Annotated in this window: 15 protein-coding genes and 2 pseudogenes; 14 read left to right on the plus strand and 3 right to left on the minus strand. The window is 64.8% G+C overall.

Annotated features, from left to right (window positions below; all coding sequences use genetic code 11):
* The 5 genes and pseudogenes from JHD77_RS30350 to JHD77_RS30370 all read left to right on the plus strand — a co-directional run.
* Positions 1–281, plus strand: a pseudogene (locus JHD77_RS30350) (hypothetical protein); the annotation flags it as partial.
* Entirely contained in the window at positions 278–1,987 is a 1,710-nt protein-coding gene (locus JHD77_RS30355; protein WP_023114154.1) for an esterase/lipase family protein, read from the plus strand. The pseudogene JHD77_RS30350 and the gene JHD77_RS30355, both read left to right, overlap by 4 nt.
* Positions 1,984–3,126 carry a T6SS immunity protein Tli4 family protein gene (locus JHD77_RS30360; protein WP_031628198.1) on the plus strand — a complete coding sequence of 381 codons (1,143 nt, stop codon included), beginning with the start codon at positions 1,984–1,986 and terminating at the stop codon, positions 3,124–3,126. The genes JHD77_RS30355 and JHD77_RS30360 overlap by 4 nt, the downstream gene beginning before the upstream one ends.
* 12 nt (positions 3,127–3,138) lie before the next feature.
* Positions 3,139–3,399, plus strand: a complete 261-nt coding sequence (locus JHD77_RS30365; protein WP_003083211.1) for a PAAR domain-containing protein — start codon at positions 3,139–3,141, stop codon at positions 3,397–3,399.
* Between the two features lie 682 nt (positions 3,400–4,081).
* The gene (locus tag JHD77_RS30370; RefSeq protein ID WP_003083208.1) at positions 4,082–5,449 is read left to right on the plus strand and encodes a nucleobase:cation symporter-2 family protein; all 1,368 of its coding nucleotides are present in this window, start codon (positions 4,082–4,084) and stop codon (positions 5,447–5,449) included.
* 91 nt (positions 5,450–5,540) lie between these two features.
* Here JHD77_RS30370 and JHD77_RS30375 read toward each other — a convergent pair whose 3' ends face one another.
* Both JHD77_RS30375 and moaA read right to left on the minus strand, forming a co-directional pair.
* The gene (locus tag JHD77_RS30375) at positions 5,541–5,870 is read right to left on the minus strand and encodes a low molecular weight protein tyrosine phosphatase family protein (RefSeq protein WP_003087185.1); all 330 of its coding nucleotides are present in this window, start codon (positions 5,868–5,870) and stop codon (positions 5,541–5,543) included.
* 184 nt (positions 5,871–6,054) lie between these two features.
* Positions 6,055–7,050: a GTP 3',8-cyclase MoaA gene (gene moaA, locus JHD77_RS30380; RefSeq protein WP_003083204.1), complete on the minus strand. Its 996-nt coding sequence runs from the start codon at positions 7,048–7,050 to the stop codon at positions 6,055–6,057.
* Between the two features lie 234 nt (positions 7,051–7,284).
* Between moaA and JHD77_RS30385 the strand changes: the two genes are divergently transcribed.
* Entirely contained in the window at positions 7,285–7,935 is a 651-nt protein-coding gene (locus JHD77_RS30385; RefSeq protein WP_003083201.1) for a TetR/AcrR family transcriptional regulator, read from the plus strand.
* A gap of 404 nt (positions 7,936–8,339) precedes the next feature.
* Here JHD77_RS30385 and JHD77_RS30390 read toward each other — a convergent pair whose 3' ends face one another.
* Complete coding sequence (locus JHD77_RS30390) at positions 8,340–8,771, minus strand: GlcG/HbpS family heme-binding protein (RefSeq protein WP_003083199.1); 432 nt, start codon at positions 8,769–8,771, stop codon at positions 8,340–8,342.
* Between the two features lie 328 nt (positions 8,772–9,099).
* On the opposite strand from JHD77_RS30390, the gene gcl reads away from it, so the two are divergent.
* The 8 genes and pseudogenes from gcl to JHD77_RS30430 form a co-directional block, all read left to right on the plus strand.
* Positions 9,100–10,875 carry a glyoxylate carboligase gene (gcl, locus tag JHD77_RS30395; protein WP_003087182.1) on the plus strand — a complete coding sequence of 592 codons (1,776 nt, stop codon included), beginning with the start codon at positions 9,100–9,102 and terminating at the stop codon, positions 10,873–10,875.
* A gap of 95 nt (positions 10,876–10,970) precedes the next feature.
* Positions 10,971–11,753 (plus strand): hydroxypyruvate isomerase, encoded by a 783-nt coding sequence (gene hyi / locus JHD77_RS30400; RefSeq protein ID WP_003087181.1) that lies wholly within the window; start codon positions 10,971–10,973, stop codon positions 11,751–11,753.
* Positions 11,754–11,827: 74 nt separating this feature from the next.
* The gene (locus tag JHD77_RS30405) at positions 11,828–12,718 is read left to right on the plus strand and encodes a 2-hydroxy-3-oxopropionate reductase (RefSeq protein ID WP_003087180.1); all 891 of its coding nucleotides are present in this window, start codon (positions 11,828–11,830) and stop codon (positions 12,716–12,718) included.
* A gap of 296 nt (positions 12,719–13,014) precedes the next feature.
* A complete protein-coding gene (locus tag JHD77_RS30410) occupies positions 13,015–14,280 on the plus strand; it encodes a glycerate kinase type-2 family protein (RefSeq protein ID WP_015503184.1) in 1,266 nt (421 codons plus the stop codon).
* Position 14,281: 1 nt separating this feature from the next.
* On the plus strand, positions 14,282–15,715 hold the full coding sequence (gene pyk / locus JHD77_RS30415; RefSeq protein WP_003083183.1) for a pyruvate kinase: 1,434 nt from the start codon (positions 14,282–14,284) through the stop codon (positions 15,713–15,715).
* A gap of 366 nt (positions 15,716–16,081) precedes the next feature.
* Positions 16,082–16,996 (plus strand): urea transporter, encoded by a 915-nt coding sequence (locus JHD77_RS30420; protein WP_003083180.1) that lies wholly within the window; start codon positions 16,082–16,084, stop codon positions 16,994–16,996.
* A gap of 65 nt (positions 16,997–17,061) precedes the next feature.
* The gene (locus JHD77_RS30425; RefSeq protein WP_003083179.1) at positions 17,062–17,913 is read left to right on the plus strand and encodes an ion transporter; all 852 of its coding nucleotides are present in this window, start codon (positions 17,062–17,064) and stop codon (positions 17,911–17,913) included.
* A pseudogene (locus JHD77_RS30430) lies at positions 17,900–18,091 on the plus strand (hypothetical protein); the annotation flags it as partial. The gene JHD77_RS30425 and the pseudogene JHD77_RS30430, both read left to right, overlap by 14 nt.

Below are 18,091 nucleotides of genomic sequence, written 5' to 3' on the forward strand. Positions count from 1 at the left end.
CGGCGAAGCACAGTCATGTCGGTCCCGCTCATGCATCGACCAGCTTCAACGCCTGGGATTCGACACCGTTCGATGACCGGTATGTCCTGCGCGACGAAGCCACGCTGGAGCCGTTACCCAATATCGCCGTTGAAGTGATACGAGGCGATGGTGGTGTGGTGAAACTGATGACCGACAGCCAGGGCCGTTTACCCAAGCAACAACACCTGGCCATGGACCCGGTGCAGATACGCATCCTGGGCAAGGGCAGTCACAACAGCGACACGGAGTCCAACACATGAGCAGCGAACCGCTCGAGCCGAATCAGGATGTGATCATCCCTCGCTCTCGCGACAGTCTGGGACGGCCTGTCTACAAGGCGCAGTTGACCCGTACCGACAACCAGAGCGAAAAGGTGGCACTGATTCGGCAGACCGCTCCCCTGCCGGTGATCTTCATTCCGGGGATCATGGGAACCAACCTGCGCAACAAGGCAGATAAAAGCGAGGTCTGGAGGCCGCCGAATGGTCTGTGGCCCATGGATGACCTGTTTGCCTCCATCGGTGCGTTGTGGACTTGGGCCTGGAGGGGTCCAAAGGCCCGTCAGGAGCTCCTGAAGGCTGAGCAAGTAGAAGTCGATGACCAGGGTACGATCGATGTCGGTCAATCTGGTTTGTCCGAAGAAGCTGCCCGCCTGCGCGGCTGGGGCAAGGTCATGCGCAGTGCGTATAACCCCGTCATGGGATTAATGGAGAGGCGACTGGATAACATCGTCAGCCGGCGGGAACTCCAGGCATGGTGGAATGACGAAGCCCTCTCTCCTCCTGGAGATCAGGGTGAGGAGCAGGGAAAGGTTGGGCCGATCGATGAAGAGGAATTGCTCAGGGCCAGCCGATACCAGTTCGATGTCTGGTGCGCCGGCTATAACTGGCTACAGTCCAACCGGCAGTCGGCGCTGGATGTACGCGACTATATCGAGAATACCGTGTTGCCTTTCTACCAAAAGGAGTGCGGTCTCGATCCCGAGCAGATGAGACGTATGAGGGTCATTCTGGTCACCCATTCGATGGGAGGGCTGGTGGCTCGCGCCCTGACGCAGTTGCACGGCTATGAGCGCGTATTGGGGGTGGTGCATGGCGTACAACCTGCGACAGGTTCCTCGACCATCTACCATCATATGCGCTGTGGCTATGAAGGTATCGCACAGGTCGTGCTGGGGCGAAATGCCGGTGAAGTGACAGCCATTGTCGCCAATTCGGCCGGCGCGCTGGAATTGGCCCCTAGCGCGGAATACCGGGAAGGGCGTCCCTGGCTGTTTCTATGCGACGCGCAGGGGCAGGTGCTCAAGGATATCGATGGAAAGCCTCGGGCTTATCCGCAGAATCAGGACCCTTATGAAGAGATATACAAGAACACTACGTGGTATGGATTGGTGCCTGAGCAAAATTCACAATATCTGGACATGTCAGACAAAAAAGAAGGTTTAAGAGTTGGCCCCCGTGATAACTTTGAAGACTTGATAGATAGCATTGCTAATTTTCATGGTGAATTGTCAGCAGCAGGATATCACTCAGAGACCTATGCCCATTACGGAGCTGACGATAGCCGCCATAGTTGGCGCGACCTGATCTGGAAGGGTGACCCTACCCCTCTGGAGACCCCCGGTGCCACACTCAACGACGATGAGAACGGCACTTACAACAGTTGGTTCCGCCGGGGCTTGCCCACCATAGTGCAGGGTCCGCTGGAGACGGGAAATCCTCTGGACGCTTCCGGTAGCGGAGGTGACGAAACGGTACCGACCGACTCCGGCCAGGCGCCTGCCCTGGCGGGCGTCAAGGCCAGCTTTCGGCATGGCAGCAAGGGCAAGGGACAGGCCAATACCAAACGGGGCTATGAGCACCAGGAGAGTTACAACGATGCTCGTGCTCAATGGGCAGCGCTATATGGGGTGATCAAAATCACCCAGTTGGCGGATTGGCATCCTAATGACAAAGGAGGGACATGATGCATCCCCGTCGGTTGCTTGCTGTACTTGGAGTGGTGGTCTTGACCAGCATGACCAGTTGCACTTCGTTTTCTTCTTCTCGGAGCTCTTCCATGGACAAGACCGGATGGATTACTCATTGCTTTGGTCGCTTTCTGATTGATCTGCCACCTGACGCGGTAATCAATGCCGGATACTACCTATGGGGAGACAGAATTGAGTACTTAGATGATAAACCTACCGAACTGGCAGCCAGGGTTGATCGTCTTGAACAAGAGTGGAGGACTCAGAGACATAAATCCAAAGGTAACATGTTTCTTCGTAAAATTGACTTTGGCAATGAATCAGTAGGTTTATTGTCTTGGTCTTCAGAGGTTGCCTCTAAAACCTATTTATTGGATACCTATGTTACATCTAAGCCTACGTGGCATGCCTATCGTTGGAAAGGGAAAGTTTCGGTAGACAGAGAGCAACATGCTGTGGAGATATCTAGGGCTTTAGCTCGAAATCTACGTTCTCGCGCGCCAAAAGAAATCCCCAGCGAGCCGGGCTTTTGCATCGACCACGCTTATATTGCAGGGGATAGTTTTCAAGTGGAGAGGTTTGGAGTGGGAGTCACTTTCCCTGAGCACCCCGGCGCGCGCTTTGAATTCCGCTCCTCCACGGGAGCTGAGCTAAACAGCCTTCTTGAGCGAGTCGACGGCTTCGTGCAAAACATGCTCTCCACGTTTGCAGGTATGGAAACATTAAGAAAAGGAAAGCATCCTGTCGGGAGCCTTCCCGGAGAGGAGTATCTGGTTGCGGGAAGCGATAAGGGGCAGCGCGGCTATACCTTCATGTGGGAGGTTCAAGGCAAGGAGGAATCGCTAACCGAGCCCAATCTTACTGCGGGACTGGCGGTACTGGAACGCAGCAATGAAAACGGTAAACCACCGCCCCCTGCCTTCAAATCGGATAAAGAAGCATTGGAACTGTGGGACACCATTGTCGATTCGATTCGCGTGCGCCCGACGTCTTCATCGCCACGTGGCGGAAATGCCGGTCCTTCCCCTGCTCCGAAACCCGCTACGCCTGGCGGCCAAACGCTCGGTGATCACTATGTCTATGAGGAATTCCTCTCCAGCCTGAAGCCAAAAGACAGCTGGCTGGACGACCTATAGGAGCAACCCGCGATGGACATCATTCGCCTTGGCGACACCACCAGCCATGGAGGCACGGTGATTGAGGCGTTCGGCCAGACCGACCTCAACGGCAAGCCGATGGCCGGTGTAGGCCACCAAGTGGTTTGTCCCTTGTGCAAGGGAACCTTCCCCATTACCGAAGGTAGCGCCCTGCTGGATGTGAATGGGGTCCCGGTCGCGCTACATGGGATGAAAACAGCTTGTGGTGCCAGCCTGATTGCCAGTGGCCCGTTGGGCGCTGCCGAAAACTGAAAAAGGGGGACGTTCGATATGCCGAACGACTTCGGCGACCTCCTTCGTGCCTCTCCTGTAGAACGCTCAGGAAAACTCCGCCGGCTTCTTGTCCAGCCTGACCTGCCCCGAGCCTTGGCACCTTGGCCAGTCTGCCGTTGTGCACTCCAGCAAGCGCTGGCGGCATTCTCTTTGCTCGTTGAGCGTCTCCATTGCCGCCAGGATCTACTGGCGCTCAGATAGCCGGTTGCTCTCGCGCACGTCGCTGCTTGTAGTCGCCAATGCAAGCAGGCGTTCCGCAAAGACCCATGGCTGATCCCGGGCGACAGGGTTCAAGGCCTTGCTGCACCGGGCTTGCGCTCACTGAGGTAGGGGTCGCTGAAAACTCCCAGCGGCTAGAGCACGTCGGCTATCCGACCAATGTCGTACACCGCCGGGCGTCCCGGGGGTAGCCGGCGCCAGTTCTATGGATACAGTGGAAGCAGCTCTGGAAAGCCTGTAGTAGACCGATTGGTCAACTACAAAAAATTACTTTGTATACAAAAAATCGATTGAATCGAGCACACAACGGGGATATAAAACACCCCACCGCATCGCCCTGAAGCCTGGGGTGGATGTTCGGCCAGAAATACCCGGCCGCCGGAACCTGCCTTTTCCGGTGTCCGCCTGCGACTGACAACAATAAAAACGCCTGAGGTGTTGCATGTCCGTGGTAACTGATCGCCGCATCCCCGACTCGCCCGTAGACCAGCGCCTGCCGCTGACGCAGCTGCTGCTGGTGGGCTTCCAGCATGTGCTGCTGATGTACGGTGGCGCCGTCGCCGTGCCTCTGATCGTCGGCCAGGCGGCCGGCCTCTCGCGCGAGGAAATTGCCTTCCTGATCAACGCCGACCTGCTGGTCGCCGGCATCGCCACCCTGGTCCAGTCGCTGGGCATCGGCCCGATGGGCATCCGCATGCCGGTGATGATGGGCGCCAGCTTCGCCGCCGTCGGCAGCATGGTGGCGATGGCCGGGATGCCCGGCGTGGGCATCACCGGGATCTTCGGCGCGACCATCGCCGCCGGTTTCTTCGGCATGCTCATCGCCCCCTTCATGTCGCGCATCGTGCGTTTCTTCCCACCGCTGGTGACCGGCACGGTGATCACCTCGATCGGCATGTGCCTGTTCCCGGTGGCGATCAACTGGGCCGGCGGCGGCAAGGGCGCGGAAGACTTCGGCTCCCTGCACTTCCTGTTCCTCTCCAGCCTGGTGCTCTGTACCATCCTCCTGATCAACCGCTTCATGCGCGGTTTCTGGGTCAACATCTCGGTGCTGATGGGCATGGGCCTGGGCTACGCGATCGCCGGCGGCATGGGCATGGTCGACCTCGGCGGTCTGGCCGAGCGCCCCTGGTTCGACATCGTCACCCCGCTGCACTTCGGTGCGCCGACCTTCGACCTGGCGCCAATCCTGTCGATGTGCCTGGTGGTAGTGATCATCTTCGTCGAGTCCACCGGCATGTTCCTCGCCCTGGGCAAGATCACCGGCCGCGAGATCACCCCGACCGAACTGCGCCGCGGCCTGCTCTGCGACGCCGGCGCCTCGTTCTTCGCCGGTTTCCTGAACACCTTCACCCATTCCTCGTTCGCCCAGAACATCGGCCTGGTGCAGATGACCGGGGTGCGCAGCCGCTACGTCACGGTGGCCGCCGCCGGTTTCCTGATCCTCCTCAGCATGCTGCCCAAGGCCGCCTTCCTGGTCGCCTCGATCCCGCCGGCGGTACTCGGCGGCGCCGGCATCGCCATGTTCGGCATGGTCGCCGCCAGCGGCATCCAGATCCTCCACGAGGCCAACATCACCGACCGCCGCAACCAGTTGCTGGTGGCGGTAAGCATCGGCATGGGCATGGTGCCGGTGGTGCGCCCGGACTTCTTCGCCCGCCTGCCGGTCTGGATGGAGCCGATCACCCATAGCGGCATCGCCATGACCGCGATCTGGGCGGTGGTGCTGAACCTGCTGTTCAACATCCTCAGCCGCAACGACCGCAGCCACTTGTGCGGCAGCCACGCGCCGGCGCCCAAGCACTCCTGACTCCCTGGCGGACCGGCGACACTCCCGGTCCGCCCTTCCCTCGGGCCGGACTTCGTCCGGCTTCTTTTTTTCCGCTCGCGGTCCGCACCACTCAGTCCCGCCGAAGGAAAGGCCCCGCCTTGCGCTCCAGCAGATGCAGCAATTCCGCCTGCATGTAGGCGTAGTCGTCCGGGATATCCAGGCAGACCAGGCGCTTGCCTTTCATCGCCGCGGCGTGCCGGCGCAGCAGCGCCTGCCGGTGGCGGCGCTCCATGACGACGACCAGCGTCGCCCACTCCAGTTGCTCCCGCTCCAGGGGCGTCTCGGCGTCCGCCGCCAGCCCGGCGGAATCGGTCTCGACGCCCGGCCAGTCGGCGAACAGCCGTTCGGCGCTGGGACTACGCAGGCGGTTGCGGCTGCAGATGAACAAGACCCGGTGCATGGGAGGCTTTCCTTTGCTGGCGCGGCAGGTAGCATGACTTCTTCGCCGCGTTTCGGCGTTGCGCCGCGTCGCTTTTCCCGGGACGGGGCAGCGACCGGTGCGTGCCGGAACACGGTCACCCGGGTGGCATGGGGGAGGAAGCGGCGGATGGCGCCGTTGGTGCCATCGTCCCAGGAGGATACCGTCAGCCGCCGGTCATGCTCATGAAACGCAGCACCTGGACCTGCTCCTGGGCGTCGAAGTGATGCCGCTCCGGCTTCAGGTTCAGCGCCGCCACCAGTGCCGCGCTCAGGCGCTCGCGGTCGCCGGGATGGCTGCGCAGCAGTTCGCGCAGGTCGAGCGCCCCCTCGTGGCCGAGGCAGAGCACCAGCTTGCCCTCGGCGGTGACGCGCACGCGGTTGCAGTCGCCGCAGAAATTATTGCTGTGAGGTGAGATGAAGCCGATCCGGCTGGGCTCGTCGCCGATCTGGTAATACCGCGACGGCCCGCCGCTGCGCGCCAGGCTCGGGGTCAGCGGCCAGCGGCGCTCGATGATCGCGCGGACTTCGTCGCTGGTGCAGAGAGTCAGTTCGCGACGGTGGCTGGTGATGCTGCCCAGCGGCATTTCCTCGATGAAACTGATGTCCAACTGGTTGGCCAGGGCGTACTCGACCAGGTCGAGGATCTCGTCGTCGTTGCGGCCCTTCTGTACCACGCAGTTCAGCTTGATCCGCTCGAAACCGGCTTCGCGCGCCGCCTGGATGCCGTCCAGCACCTGCTCCAGGCGATCGCTACGGGTGAAGGCGGCGAAGCGTTCGCGCTGCAGCGAGTCGAGGCTGACGTTGAGGCGGCGGACGCCGGCGGCCTTCAGCTCGGCGGCGCGCTCGCGCAGTTGCGAACCGTTGGTGGTGATCGCCAGGTCTTCCAGTTCCGCACGCTGCCCCAGGCGTGCCAGCAGGCCGGTGATGCCCTTGCGCACCAGCGGCTCGCCGCCGGTGATACGAATGCGCCGCACGCCGAGGCCGATGAAGGCGTCGGCCACCGCGTAAAGTTCCTCCAGGCTGAGGACCTGGTCGCGGGGAAGGAACTGCATGTCTTCGCTCATGCAGTAGGTGCAGCGGAAGTCGCAGCGATCCGTCACCGACAGGCGCAGGTAGGTGATGCGACGGCCGAAGGGATCGACCAGACGGGAATCGGACATAGTGACTCGTTCTGTTCCGGGGGCTCGCCCGGCGCTCGGTGGGTGAGTGCGAGCGGGCGACTCGATACCCCTAACGAATACTCCAAATACCGGAAAATGTATAGGGCAAATGAACCGGCGGGTCAGGATTTCCCGGGCCTCCGCCTCGCTCGCACCTTGCTTGAGGGGCGCTCCGGGCGGGTGCTACCATCCTCGGCTTCCTGCCGCCGTTGCAGCAATGAAGAACAAGGACTGATGACCAGCATCCGCGAGCGCAACAAGCGCCTGATCCTCCGCGCCGCCAGCGAGGAATTCGCCGACAAGGGCTTCGCGGCGACCAAGACCAGCGACATCGCCGCCCGCGCCGGCCTGCCCAAGCCCAACGTCTACTACTACTTCCAGTCCAAGGAAAACCTCTATCGCTGCGTGCTGGAAAGCATCGTCGAGCCGCTGCTGCAAGCGTCGGCGCCGTTCCGCGTGGAAGACGACCCGCTGCTCGCCCTGCCCGCCTACATCCGCTCGAAGATCCGCATCTCCCGCGAGCTGCCGCATGCCTCCAAGGTCTTCGCCAGCGAGATCATGCACGGCGCGCCGCACCTGCCGAAGGAATACCTCGACGAACTGAACGCCCAGGCCCAGCGCAACGTCACCTGCCTGCAGACCTGGATCGACCGTGGCCAGCTCGCCCCGGTGGACCCGCATCACCTGCTCTTCGCCATCTGGGCGGCGACCCAGACCTATGCCGACTTCGATTGGCAGATTTCCATCGTCACCGGCAAGGAACAGCTCAGCGACGCCGACTACGACGCTGCGGTGGAAACCATCACCCGCCTGGTCCTGAAAGGCTGCACGCCCGACGGGCAATCCGGCAAGAGCACCGGCCGGCTTCGGCCGCTGCCGCTCTGACCCGCCGCGGCGCGCTCAATCACGTGCCGCCCCCGCCCCAGCGCCGGCTTCGCACCGAGCGGCGTGACGCGGTATTCGACCCGCGGCGGCAGCTCCGCATACACCTCGCCTGGACGCTATCGGCGGAGTTGCTCGAGCGCGGTATCCGGGTCAACGCCCTGAACCCGGGGCCGCCCCGGACGCCAGCGCTGGACAAAGCCGCTACCGATCTCGAGGCCACCCAGGCGCTGAGGGAGAAGATTGGCCGGGACGCCTGGGGGAGCCGCTGGAGATCGCCAGTGCCGCGCTATTCCTGGCCTCGAACGAGCCCCGCTGCAGGTATGGCACGGAGAGCCTGGTGGATGGCGGCGTACGCCACCTGAAGAAGGGAGCGAAGGCCCGGTCCTGGTGAGCGGGCCGCAAGCTCAACCGGCGTCGGGCACCAGCCCGACCGCCAGCACGCCCTGGATCGCGCATTGCTCGTCGATATCCGAGGTATCGCCGCTGATACCGACCGCGCCGACCACCTCTGCCTTGTCGTTGCGAATCAGCACCCCGCCCGGCGCCGGAACCAGATTGCCATGGGCCAGGGTGTTCACCGCGGAAATGAACGAAGGCCGCTGCTGCGCATCCGCCGCCAGCAGCCGCGACGACTTGCCCAGGGCCACGGCGCCCCAGGCCTTGCCGATGGCGATCTGCGGTCGCAGCATGCTGGCGCCGTCCTCGCGCTGCAGCGCCACCAGGTGGCCGCCAGCATCGAGCACCGCGATGGTCAGGGGCGCGGTGGACAGCTCGCGCCCCACCGCCAGCGCCTGGCGGGTAATGCCCAGCGCGGTTTCCAGACTGATGGTGGTCATGGTCGTTCCTCTCGAGTTGTTAAGGCTAGAAATCGGGAAACCACCCGCTATGCGGGCGCGTTCGAAAATTTGTACCCAATCTAGTAGCCGACCGGCCCTACGAAAGCAACATTCCAGAACAATATGAACATAATTTTGTATACATTTTTTCAAACGCTGGTTTTATAAGCCAGCTAACAAAAATTGTAATTCATTGTTTTTATTATGGAAAAATTGATTTCAGCGACTTTTTTCAGCGTATACAACCCATCTTGACCTTGCGCTCCCCCTCTGCCTAGAATCGCTCCAAATTTTGTACACAATTAGTATAAGAACGAGGAACAAAACGATGGCCAGAATGAGAGCAATCGAAGCCGCCGTACTGGTGATGCGCCGCGAAGGCGTGGATACCGCGTTCGGCGTCCCCGGTGCCGCGATCAACCCCATGTACGCCGCGCTGAAGAAGATCGGCGGCATCGACCATGTCCTGGCCCGTCACGTCGAAGGCGCCTCGCACATGGCCGAGGGCTACACCCGTACCAAGGCCGGCAACATCGGCGTCTGCATCGGCACCTCCGGCCCTGCCGGCACCGACATGATCACCGGCCTCTACTCCGCCTCCGCCGACTCCATCCCGATTCTCTGCATTACCGGCCAGGCACCGCGCGCCCGCCTGCACAAGGAAGACTTCCAGGCGGTCGACATCTCCAGCATCGCCGCGCCGGTGGCCAAGTGGGCGACCACCGTGCTGGAACCGGCCCAGGTCCCCTATGTATTCCAGAAGGCCTTCCAGCTGATGCGCAGCGACCGGCCCGGCCCGGTACTGATCGACCTGCCGTTCGACGTACAGATGGCCGAGATCGAGTTCGACATCGACGCCTACGAGCCCCTCCCGGTGAGCAAGCCGAAGGCCACCCGGGTCCAGGCCGAGAAGGTCCTGGCCATGCTCGACGAAGCCGAGCGCCCGCTGCTGGTGGCCGGCGGCGGCATCTTCAACGCCGACGCCGCCGAGCGCTTCCGCGAATTCGCCGAGCTGACCGGCATCCCGGTGATCCCGACCCTGATGGGCTGGGGCGTAATCCCCGACGACCACCCGCAGATGGCCGGCATGGTCGGCCTGCAGACCTCGCACCGCTACGGCAACGCCACCCTGCTGGAATCCGACCTGGTGCTCGGCATCGGCAACCGCTGGGCCAACCGCCACACCGGCAGCGTCGAGGTCTATACCGAAGGTCGCCGCTTCATCCATGTCGACATCGAACCGACCCAGATCGGCCGGGTGTTCATGCCCGACCTGGGCATCGTCTCCGACGCCGGCGCCGCCCTCGACGCATTCCTCGAAGTGGCCCGCGAGTGGAAGGCCGCCGGCAAGCTGAAGTCGCGCGCCGCCTGGCTGGAAAGCTGCCAGCAGCGCAAACGCACGCTGCAGCGCAAGACCCACTTCGACAACGTGCCGGTGAAACCGCAGCGCGTCTACGAAGAGATGAACGAGTTCTTCGGCAAGGATGCCTGCTACGTCAGCACCATCGGCCTGTCGCAGATCGCCGGCGCACAGTTCCTCCACGTCTACCAACCGCGCCACTGGATCAACTGCGGCCAGGCCGGCCCGCTGGGCTGGACCATTCCCGCCGCGCTGGGGGTGGTCAAGGCCGACCCGAGCCGCCAGGTGGTGGCGCTCTCCGGCGACTACGACTTCCAGTTCATGATCGAGGAACTGGCGGTCGGCGCGCAGTTCAAGCTGCCCTATATCCACGTACTGGTGAACAACTCCTACCTGGGCCTGATCCGCCAGGCGCAGCGCGGCTTCGACATGGACTATTGCGTGCAGCTGGCCTTCGACAACATCAACGCCCCCGAGCTGGAAGGCTACGGCGTCGACCACGTCGCGGTGGTCGAGGGCCTGGGCTGCAAGGCGATCCGGGTGTTCGACCCGAACGAGATCGGCGCCGCCCTGGCCAAGGCCCGCGAACTGATGCAGCAGCACCAGGTGCCGGTGGTGGTCGAGGTGATCCTGGAGCGCGTCACCAACATCTCCATGGGTACCGAGATCAACGCCATCAACGAGTTCGAGGAACTGGCCGAGAAAGGCGCCGACGCGCCGACCGCCATCTCGCTGCTCGACTGATCGCCGGCCTTTCCCGGAGGCGCGGACGGTGCGTGCGACACCCCGCCCCCGGCGAAAGGCCTCCCGAACGTTTGACCGAACGATAGGAGCAAGACATGCCCCGTTTCTGTGCCAACCTGTCCATGCTGTTCACCGAGGTGGATTTCCTCGAACGCTTCGACGCCGCCGCCAAGGCCGGCTTCGCCGGCGTCGAGTACCTCTTCCCCTATGACGTCGAGGCCGAGGCGATCAAGGCCCGCCTGGAAGCCAACGGCCTGGAGCAGGTGCTGTTCAACCTGCCGGCCGGCGACTGGGCCAAGGGCGAGCGCGGCATCGCCTGCCACCCGGATCGGGTCCAGGAGTTCCGCGAGGGGGTCGACAAGGCCATCGCCTACGCCAGGGTGCTGGGCAACCGCCAGGTGAACTGCCTCGCCGGGATCCGGCCGCAGGGGCACGACTGCGCCAGCGTCGAGAAGACCTTCGTCGACAACCTGCGCTACGCCGCCGACAAGCTGGAAGCCGCAGGCATCCGCCTGGTCATGGAGATGATCAACACCCTCGACATCCCCGGCTTCTACCTGCAGAACACCCGCCAGGCCCTGGAGATCCGCGACAAGGTCGGCAGCGCCAACCTGTTCCTGCAATACGACATCTATCACATGCAGATCATGGAAGGCGACCTGGCCCGCACCCTGGAAAACCAGTTGGCGGCGATCAACCACGTGCAACTCGCCGACAACCCCGGCCGCCACGAACCGGGCACCGGCGAGATCAACTACCGCTTCCTCTTCGAGCACCTGGACCGCATCGGCTACCAGGGCTGGATCGGCTGCGAGTACAAGCCGGCCACCACCACCGAAGCCGGCCTCGGCTGGATGAAGACGCACAACGTCGTCTGATCCGCACCCACGAACAAGACGCTCCCGCCTCCCTGCGCGGAGCCACTCGACAGACAGAACCAGGAGACACTCTCATGGCCAAGATCGGATTCATCGGCACCGGAATCATGGGCAAGCCCATGGCGCAGAACCTGCAGAAGGCCGGCCACAGCCTGTTCCTTTCCACCCACCACGACGCCGCTCCGGCCGACCTGCTGGAGGCCGGCGCCATTGCCCTGGCCAACCCGAAGGAAGTGGCCCAGGAAGCCGAGTTCATCATCGTCATGGTGCCGGACACCCCGCAGGTCGAGGATGTGCTGTTCCGCAAGGACGGTATCGCCGAGGGCGTCGGCCCGAACAAGGTGGTGATCGACATGAGTTCGATCTCCCCCACCGCCACCAAGGGCTTCGCCGAGAAGATCAAGGCTACCGGCGCGCAGTACCTGGACGCCCCGGTCTCCGGCGGCGAGGTCGGCGCCAAGGCGGCGACCCTGAGCATCATGGTCGGCGGCTGCCCGAACACCTTCGAACGCGCCTTGCCGCTGTTCCAGGCGATGGGCAAGAACATCACCCGCGTCGGCGGCAACGGCGACGGCCAGACCGCCAAGGTGGCCAACCAGATCATCGTCGCGCTGAACATCCAGGCGGTCGCCGAGGCCCTGCTGTTCGCCGCCCGCAACGGCGCCGATCCGGCCAAGGTGCGCGAGGCGCTGATGGGTGGCTTCGCCTCCTCGCGGATCCTCGAGGTGCACGGCGAACGCATGGTCAAGGGCACCTTCGACCCGGGCTTCCGCATCAGCCTGCACCAGAAGGACCTCAACCTGGCCCTGGCCGGCGCCCGCGAGCTGAACCTGAACCTGCCCAACACCGCCAACGCCCAGCAGGTGTTCAGCACCTGCGCGGCCATCGGCGGCAGTAACTGGGACCACTCGGCGCTGATCAAGGGCCTGGAGCACATGGCCAACTTCTCGATCCGCGACGAGTGATCCGCAGTCCGCGCGGGCCGTCACCCCGCGCGGAGCGACGAACCCCTTTTCGAAGGGCTCGGGGAGAGGAACGGTCGGCGAACTCCGGTGTTCGCCGCCGCCCTCTTCCTTCCCCGCCCACAAGGCGGGGTAAAGGAAGCGAACGCCCGGCCGGGAGATTCACGGCCTCTGCGTCCGGGCGCCTCGCTTCCATTCCCCAGTTCCCGCCGGCGCGGGTGCTGCGGAATGGAAGCGTCGACGACGCTGCGACCGCCGGCCCGACCGGCGGCACGACAACAAGAAATTCGGAGCCTGTCATGAGTACCGATCCACGCGCCTTTCTCACCGAGCTGTTCAATACCGCGGTGGCAGCCGGCCATCCCTACCAGGTGCTGGCCGACCACCTGCCGGAAGATCGCAGCGGGCGCGCCATCGTCATCGGTGCCGGCAAGGCCGCCGGAGCCATGGCCGAAGTGGTGGAGAAGCACTGGCAGGGCGAGATCCAGGGCCTGGTAGTGGCGCCTTACCGCTACGGCGCGCAATGCAGTCGCATCGAGGTGGTGGAAGCCTCCCATCCGGTGCCCGACGACGCCGGCGAGCGCGTCGCCCGTCGCGTGCTGGAACTGATCAGCGGCCTGAACGAGAGCGACCGGGTGATCTTCCTTCTCTCAGGCGGCGGCTCCGCACTGCTTTCGCTGCCTGCCGAAGGCATTGGCCTGGCGGACAAGCAGGCGGTGAACAAGGCGCTGCTCAAGTCCGGCGCCGCCATCGGCGAGATGAACTGCGTGCGCAAGCACCTCTCAGCGATCAAGGGCGGTCGCCTGGCCAAGGCCTGCTGGCCGGCCAGCGTCTACACCTACGCGATTTCCGACGTTCCCGGCGACGAGGCCACGGTGATCGCCTCCGGCCCCAGCGTCGGCGACCCGACCACCTCCGCCGACGCCCTGGCGATCCTCAGGCGCTACGCCATCGACGTGCCGCAGAACGTCCTCGACTGGCTCGCCGACCCGCGTTCGGAAACCGTCAAGCCCGACGACCCGTGCCTGGCGCGCAGCCACTTCCAGTTGATCGCCACGCCACAGAACGCCCTCGACGCAGCAGCGGTGAAGTGCCGCGCGGCCGGCTTCTCGACGCTGATCCTCGGCGACCTGGAGGGCGAAGCGCGGGAAGTCGCCAAGGTCCACGCCGGCATCGCCCGGCAGATCCGCAAGCACGGCCAGCCGCTGGCGGCGCCCTGCGTGATCCTCTCCGGCGGCGAGACCACCGTCACCGTGCGCGGCAACGGTCGCGGCGGACGCAACGCCGAGTTCCTCCTCAGCCTCACCGCCGAGCTCAAGGGCGAACCGAACATCTGGGCCCTGGCCGGCGACACCGACGGCATCGACGGCTCGGAAGACAACGCCGGCGCGCTGATGACGCCCTGCTCCCATGCGCGCGGCGAAAAGGCCGGGCTGAAGATCCGCGACGAGCTCGACGACAACAACGGCTACGGCTATTTCCAGGCCCTCGGCGACCTGCTGGTGACCGGACCGACCCGCACCAACGTGAACGACTTCCGCGCCATTCTCATCCTCGAGTCCTGACATGACAGCCGACAAGAAAGCCAAGATCCTCGCCACCCTCGGCCCGGCCACCCGCAGCCGCGACGATATCCGTGCCCTGGTGGAGGCCGGCGCCAACCTGTTCCGCCTGAACTTCAGCCACGGCGACTACGCCGATCACGCGCAGCGCTTCGCCTGGGTGCGCGAGGTGGAAGCGGAGCTGAACTACCCGATCGGCGTGCTCATGGACCTGCAGGGTCCGAAGCTGCGGGTCGGCCGCTTCGCCGCCGGTGCCGTGCAATTGCAGCGTGGGCAGACCTTCACCCTCGACCTCAGCGACGCCCCCGGCGACGAGCGGCGGGTCAACCTGCCGCATCCGGAGATCATCCATGCCCTGGAACCGGGCATGAGCCTGCTGCTGGACGACGGCAAGATCCGCCTGGAAGTGGTCAACTGCCACAGCGACGCCATCGAGACCCGCGTGGCGGTGGGTGGCGAGCTGTCCGATCGCAAGGGCGTCAACGTGCCGGAAGCGGTGCTGCAACTCAGCCCGCTGACCGACAAGGACCGCCGCGACCTGGCCTTCGGCCTGGAACTGGGGGTCGACTGGGTGGCGCTGTCCTTCGTGCAACGCCCGGAGGACATCGACGAGGCCCGTGGGCTGATCGGCGACAAGGCCTTCCTCATGGCCAAGATCGAGAAGCCCAGCGCGGTGAGCGCCATCGAGGCGATCGCCGAGCGCGCCGACGCGATCATGGTGGCGCGCGGCGACCTCGGCGTAGAGGTGCCGGCGGAGAGCGTGCCGGGCATCCAGAAACGCATCGTCCAGGTCTGCCGCCAGCTCGGCAAGCCGGTGGTGGTGGCCACCCAGATGCTCGAGTCGATGCGCTTCTCCCCCGCCCCGACCCGCGCCGAGGTGACCGACGTAGCCACCGCGGTGGGCGCCGGCGCCGACGCGGTGATGCTTTCGGCGGAAACCGCTTCCGGACAATACCCTCGCGAGGCGGTAGAGATGATGGCGAAGATCGTCCGCCAGGTGGAGGCCGAGCCGGACTACCACGTCCAGCTCGAGGTCAACCGTCCGCAGCCCGACGCTACCGTCTCCGATGCGATCAGCTGCGCGATCCGCCGGGTCAGCCGGATCCTCCCGGTGGCGGTGCTGGTGAACTACACCGAGTCGGGCAACTCGACCCTGCGCGCCGCCCGCGAGCGGCCCAAGGCGCCGATCCTCAGCCTGACCCCGAACCTGCGCACCGCGCGGCGACTGACCGTAGCCTGGGGCGTGTATTCGGTGGTCAACGAGCAACTGGCGCACGTCGACGAGATCTGCTCGACCGCCCTCGACATCGCCCTGGCCCAGCGCATGGCGCGCCGCGGCGACACCGTGGTGGTCACCGCCGGCGTGCCGTTCGGTCGCCCCGGCTCGACCAACATGCTGCGCATCGAGACCGTGGCGCCGCCGCTGGGAGATCTCTGAAGCAACGAGTTCGGTCCGGCTCGCGCCGTCCCCCCGGGCATGCGGGTCGGGCCACCCTTGTCTCTCTCGGATGGATGGGGCCGGAAATACGGGGCCGCGTCTCCATCCATCCGGGAAAGACCTTCTTGTCGGACCATGGCCTCCCTCGCGCACTCCCATGCAGGCCATGGACATTCAAGGCCTCCGGTTCAACTCCTGCCGGAGGTCTTTTTTTCTTCTTGGAACGCCCTGCATGCATGACCCTCGCCTGGCCTTCTCGTCCGGGGTGCGTCGCCCCCGCGCCAGACCCTACAATGACCACCCCCGCCCCTCGCGCAGGCCTGGCATCTCCGTGCCTGCCGAGCGGTCCTTGCCGCACTGACCGCCATGCCCCTGCAATCTCTCCTCAATGCATCCCGAATCCTCCTGCGCGGCATCAGCCAGGTGTTCCTCCAGGGCGACCCACGCCTGGGCCTGGCCTGTCTGCTGGCGATCGCCGTCGGCGCGCCGCCGCTGCTCGCCGGCGCCCTCCTTGGCGGCGCCCTCGGCCCGTTGCTGGCGCGCCTGTTGCACTGCGCCGACAGCGACATCGAGGCCGGGCTGTACGGCTACAACGCCGTGCTGATCGGCATGCTGCTGGCATTCCGCTTCGCCTGGTCGCCGGGGCTGGTGTCGCTGGTAGCGCTCGGCTGCCTGGCCAGCGTGGCGTTGCAGCGCCTGTTCCTGCATGGGCTGCGCCGACGCCGCTGGCTACCGCCCTATACCCTGGGCTTCGTCCTCAACGGCTGGTGGCTGGTGCCCCTCGGCGCCTGGCTAGGCCTGGCCCCGGCGGCCCATGGCGGCTGCTTCAGCTGCGCCTGGAGCGGCACGGCGGAGCTGGCGGCGCTAGCGCTGGGGATCGGCGAGATCATCTTCCTCGGTGAACCGCTGGCAGGGCTGCTGGTCTGGCTCGGCCTGCTGCTGGTCTCGCGTCCCTCCGCCGCCTGGGCCCTCGCCGGCGCCGCGGCCAGCCTGCCGCTGGCCTGGCTGCTGGGCTACGACTGGGCGAGCGCGCTCGCCGGGTTCTACGGCCTGAACGCCGCCCTTGCCGGGCTGGCCCTGGCCTTGCGCTACCGCAGCGTCTGGCCGCCACTGCTCGGCATGGGCCTGGCGGTGGCGCTGCAACCGCTGTTCGGCCTGCTCGGCCTGCCGGCGCTGACCGCACCGTTCATCCTCGCCTGCCTGCTTTGCATCGGCGGCGAGCGCCTGTACCTGCGCCTGGCCGGCAGCCTCGGCGCGCGCCTCGGCCGGCGACGCTCCTGAGCGGGGGAACGCTGGCGCCGGCGGGCTAGTCTGGTAAGGTGCCGCATCCATCATCAGGAGCCACGATGAGCGCACCCGACAGCTGGCGCGAACGCCTCTATATCGTCATCTTCCAGACCGACACCCGCGACGGCCGGCGCTTCGACAGCGCGCTGCTGCTGGTGATCCTGGCCAGCCTGCTGGTAGTGATGATCGACAGCATCGACGAAATCCACCAGGACTACGGCGACCTGCTGGCCTACATCGAATGGGGCTTCACCGGCATCTTCCTGGTGGAATACCTGCTGCGCCTGTACTGCTCGCCCAAGCCGCTGCGCTATGCCTTCAGCTTCTACGGCCTGGTCGACCTGCTGGCGATCCTCCCCGGCTTCCTCGCCCTGCTCTACCCCGACGCCCAGTACCTGCTGATCGTCCGGGTGATACGCATGCTGCGGATCTTCCGCGTGCTCAAGCTGCGCCAGTACCTGAGCCAGGCCAATTTCCTGCTCACCGCCCTGCGCGGCAGCAAGCAGAAGATCATCGTGTTCTTCCTCACCGTGATGACCCTGGTCACCGTATTCGGCGCGCTGATGTACGTGGTCGAAGGCCCGGAGCACGGTTTCACCAGCATCCCCCGCGGCATCTACTGGGCGATCGTCACCCTGACCACGGTCGGCTTCGGCGACATCACCCCGAAGACCCCGCTCGGCCAGGCCATCGCCAGCCTGGTGATGCTCACCGGCTACTCGATCATCGCGGTGCCCACCGGGATCTTCACCGCCGAACTCGCCACCGCGATGCGCCAGGACCCGGCCAACCTGTTGCAGCGGGATTGCCCGGTGTGCCGCAAGGCGACCCACGAAGTGCAGGCGGCATTCTGCTGCCGCTGCGGCAATCCGTTGTTCCCTCGCGAGGAAGGCAGCCATGGGAAGTCTTGACCGGCAGCGCTGGGACGCCCTCTGGCAGCGACTCGGCGGCAACCCGCCGGCGGATGCCTTCGACGCGCTGCTGGCGGCCTATGGCGGGGCCGACCGGCACTACCACAGCGATCGCCACATCCTCGCTTGCCTGGAGCACTTCGACCGCTGGCGCCAACTGGCGCTGCGGCCGGCCCTG

The sequence above is a fragment of the Pseudomonas sp. P20 genome, from assembly GCF_016463925.1.
In the GTDB taxonomy this organism is placed as follows: Bacteria; Pseudomonadota; Gammaproteobacteria; order Pseudomonadales; family Pseudomonadaceae; genus Pseudomonas; species Pseudomonas aeruginosa.

Excerpts from the sequence above, each read along its gene's own strand:
- moaA (WP_003083204.1), bottom strand. The coding sequence starts at position 7,050 with ATGTCCGATTCCCGTCTGGTCGATCCCTTCGGCCGTCGCATCACCTAC.
- JHD77_RS30410 (WP_015503184.1), top strand. The coding sequence starts at position 13,015 with ATGAGTACCGATCCACGCGCCTTTCTCACCGAGCTGTTCAATACCGCG.
- JHD77_RS30375 (WP_003087185.1), bottom strand. The coding sequence starts at position 5,870 with ATGCACCGGGTCTTGTTCATCTGCAGCCGCAACCGCCTGCGTAGTCCC.
- gcl (WP_003087182.1), top strand. The coding sequence starts at position 9,100 with ATGGCCAGAATGAGAGCAATCGAAGCCGCCGTACTGGTGATGCGCCGC.
- JHD77_RS30365 (WP_003083211.1), top strand. The coding sequence starts at position 3,139 with ATGGACATCATTCGCCTTGGCGACACCACCAGCCATGGAGGCACGGTG.
- JHD77_RS30425 (WP_003083179.1), top strand. The coding sequence starts at position 17,062 with ATGAGCGCACCCGACAGCTGGCGCGAACGCCTCTATATCGTCATCTTC.
- hyi (WP_003087181.1), top strand. The coding sequence starts at position 10,971 with ATGCCCCGTTTCTGTGCCAACCTGTCCATGCTGTTCACCGAGGTGGAT.
- pyk (WP_003083183.1), top strand. The coding sequence starts at position 14,282 with ATGACAGCCGACAAGAAAGCCAAGATCCTCGCCACCCTCGGCCCGGCC.
- JHD77_RS30405 (WP_003087180.1), top strand. The coding sequence starts at position 11,828 with ATGGCCAAGATCGGATTCATCGGCACCGGAATCATGGGCAAGCCCATG.
- JHD77_RS30355 (WP_023114154.1), top strand. The coding sequence starts at position 278 with ATGAGCAGCGAACCGCTCGAGCCGAATCAGGATGTGATCATCCCTCGC.
- JHD77_RS30385 (WP_003083201.1), top strand. The coding sequence starts at position 7,285 with ATGACCAGCATCCGCGAGCGCAACAAGCGCCTGATCCTCCGCGCCGCC.
- JHD77_RS30370 (WP_003083208.1), top strand. The coding sequence starts at position 4,082 with ATGTCCGTGGTAACTGATCGCCGCATCCCCGACTCGCCCGTAGACCAG.
- JHD77_RS30360 (WP_031628198.1), top strand. The coding sequence starts at position 1,984 with ATGATGCATCCCCGTCGGTTGCTTGCTGTACTTGGAGTGGTGGTCTTG.
- JHD77_RS30390 (WP_003083199.1), bottom strand. The coding sequence starts at position 8,771 with ATGACCACCATCAGTCTGGAAACCGCGCTGGGCATTACCCGCCAGGCG.
- JHD77_RS30420 (WP_003083180.1), top strand. The coding sequence starts at position 16,082 with ATGCCCCTGCAATCTCTCCTCAATGCATCCCGAATCCTCCTGCGCGGC.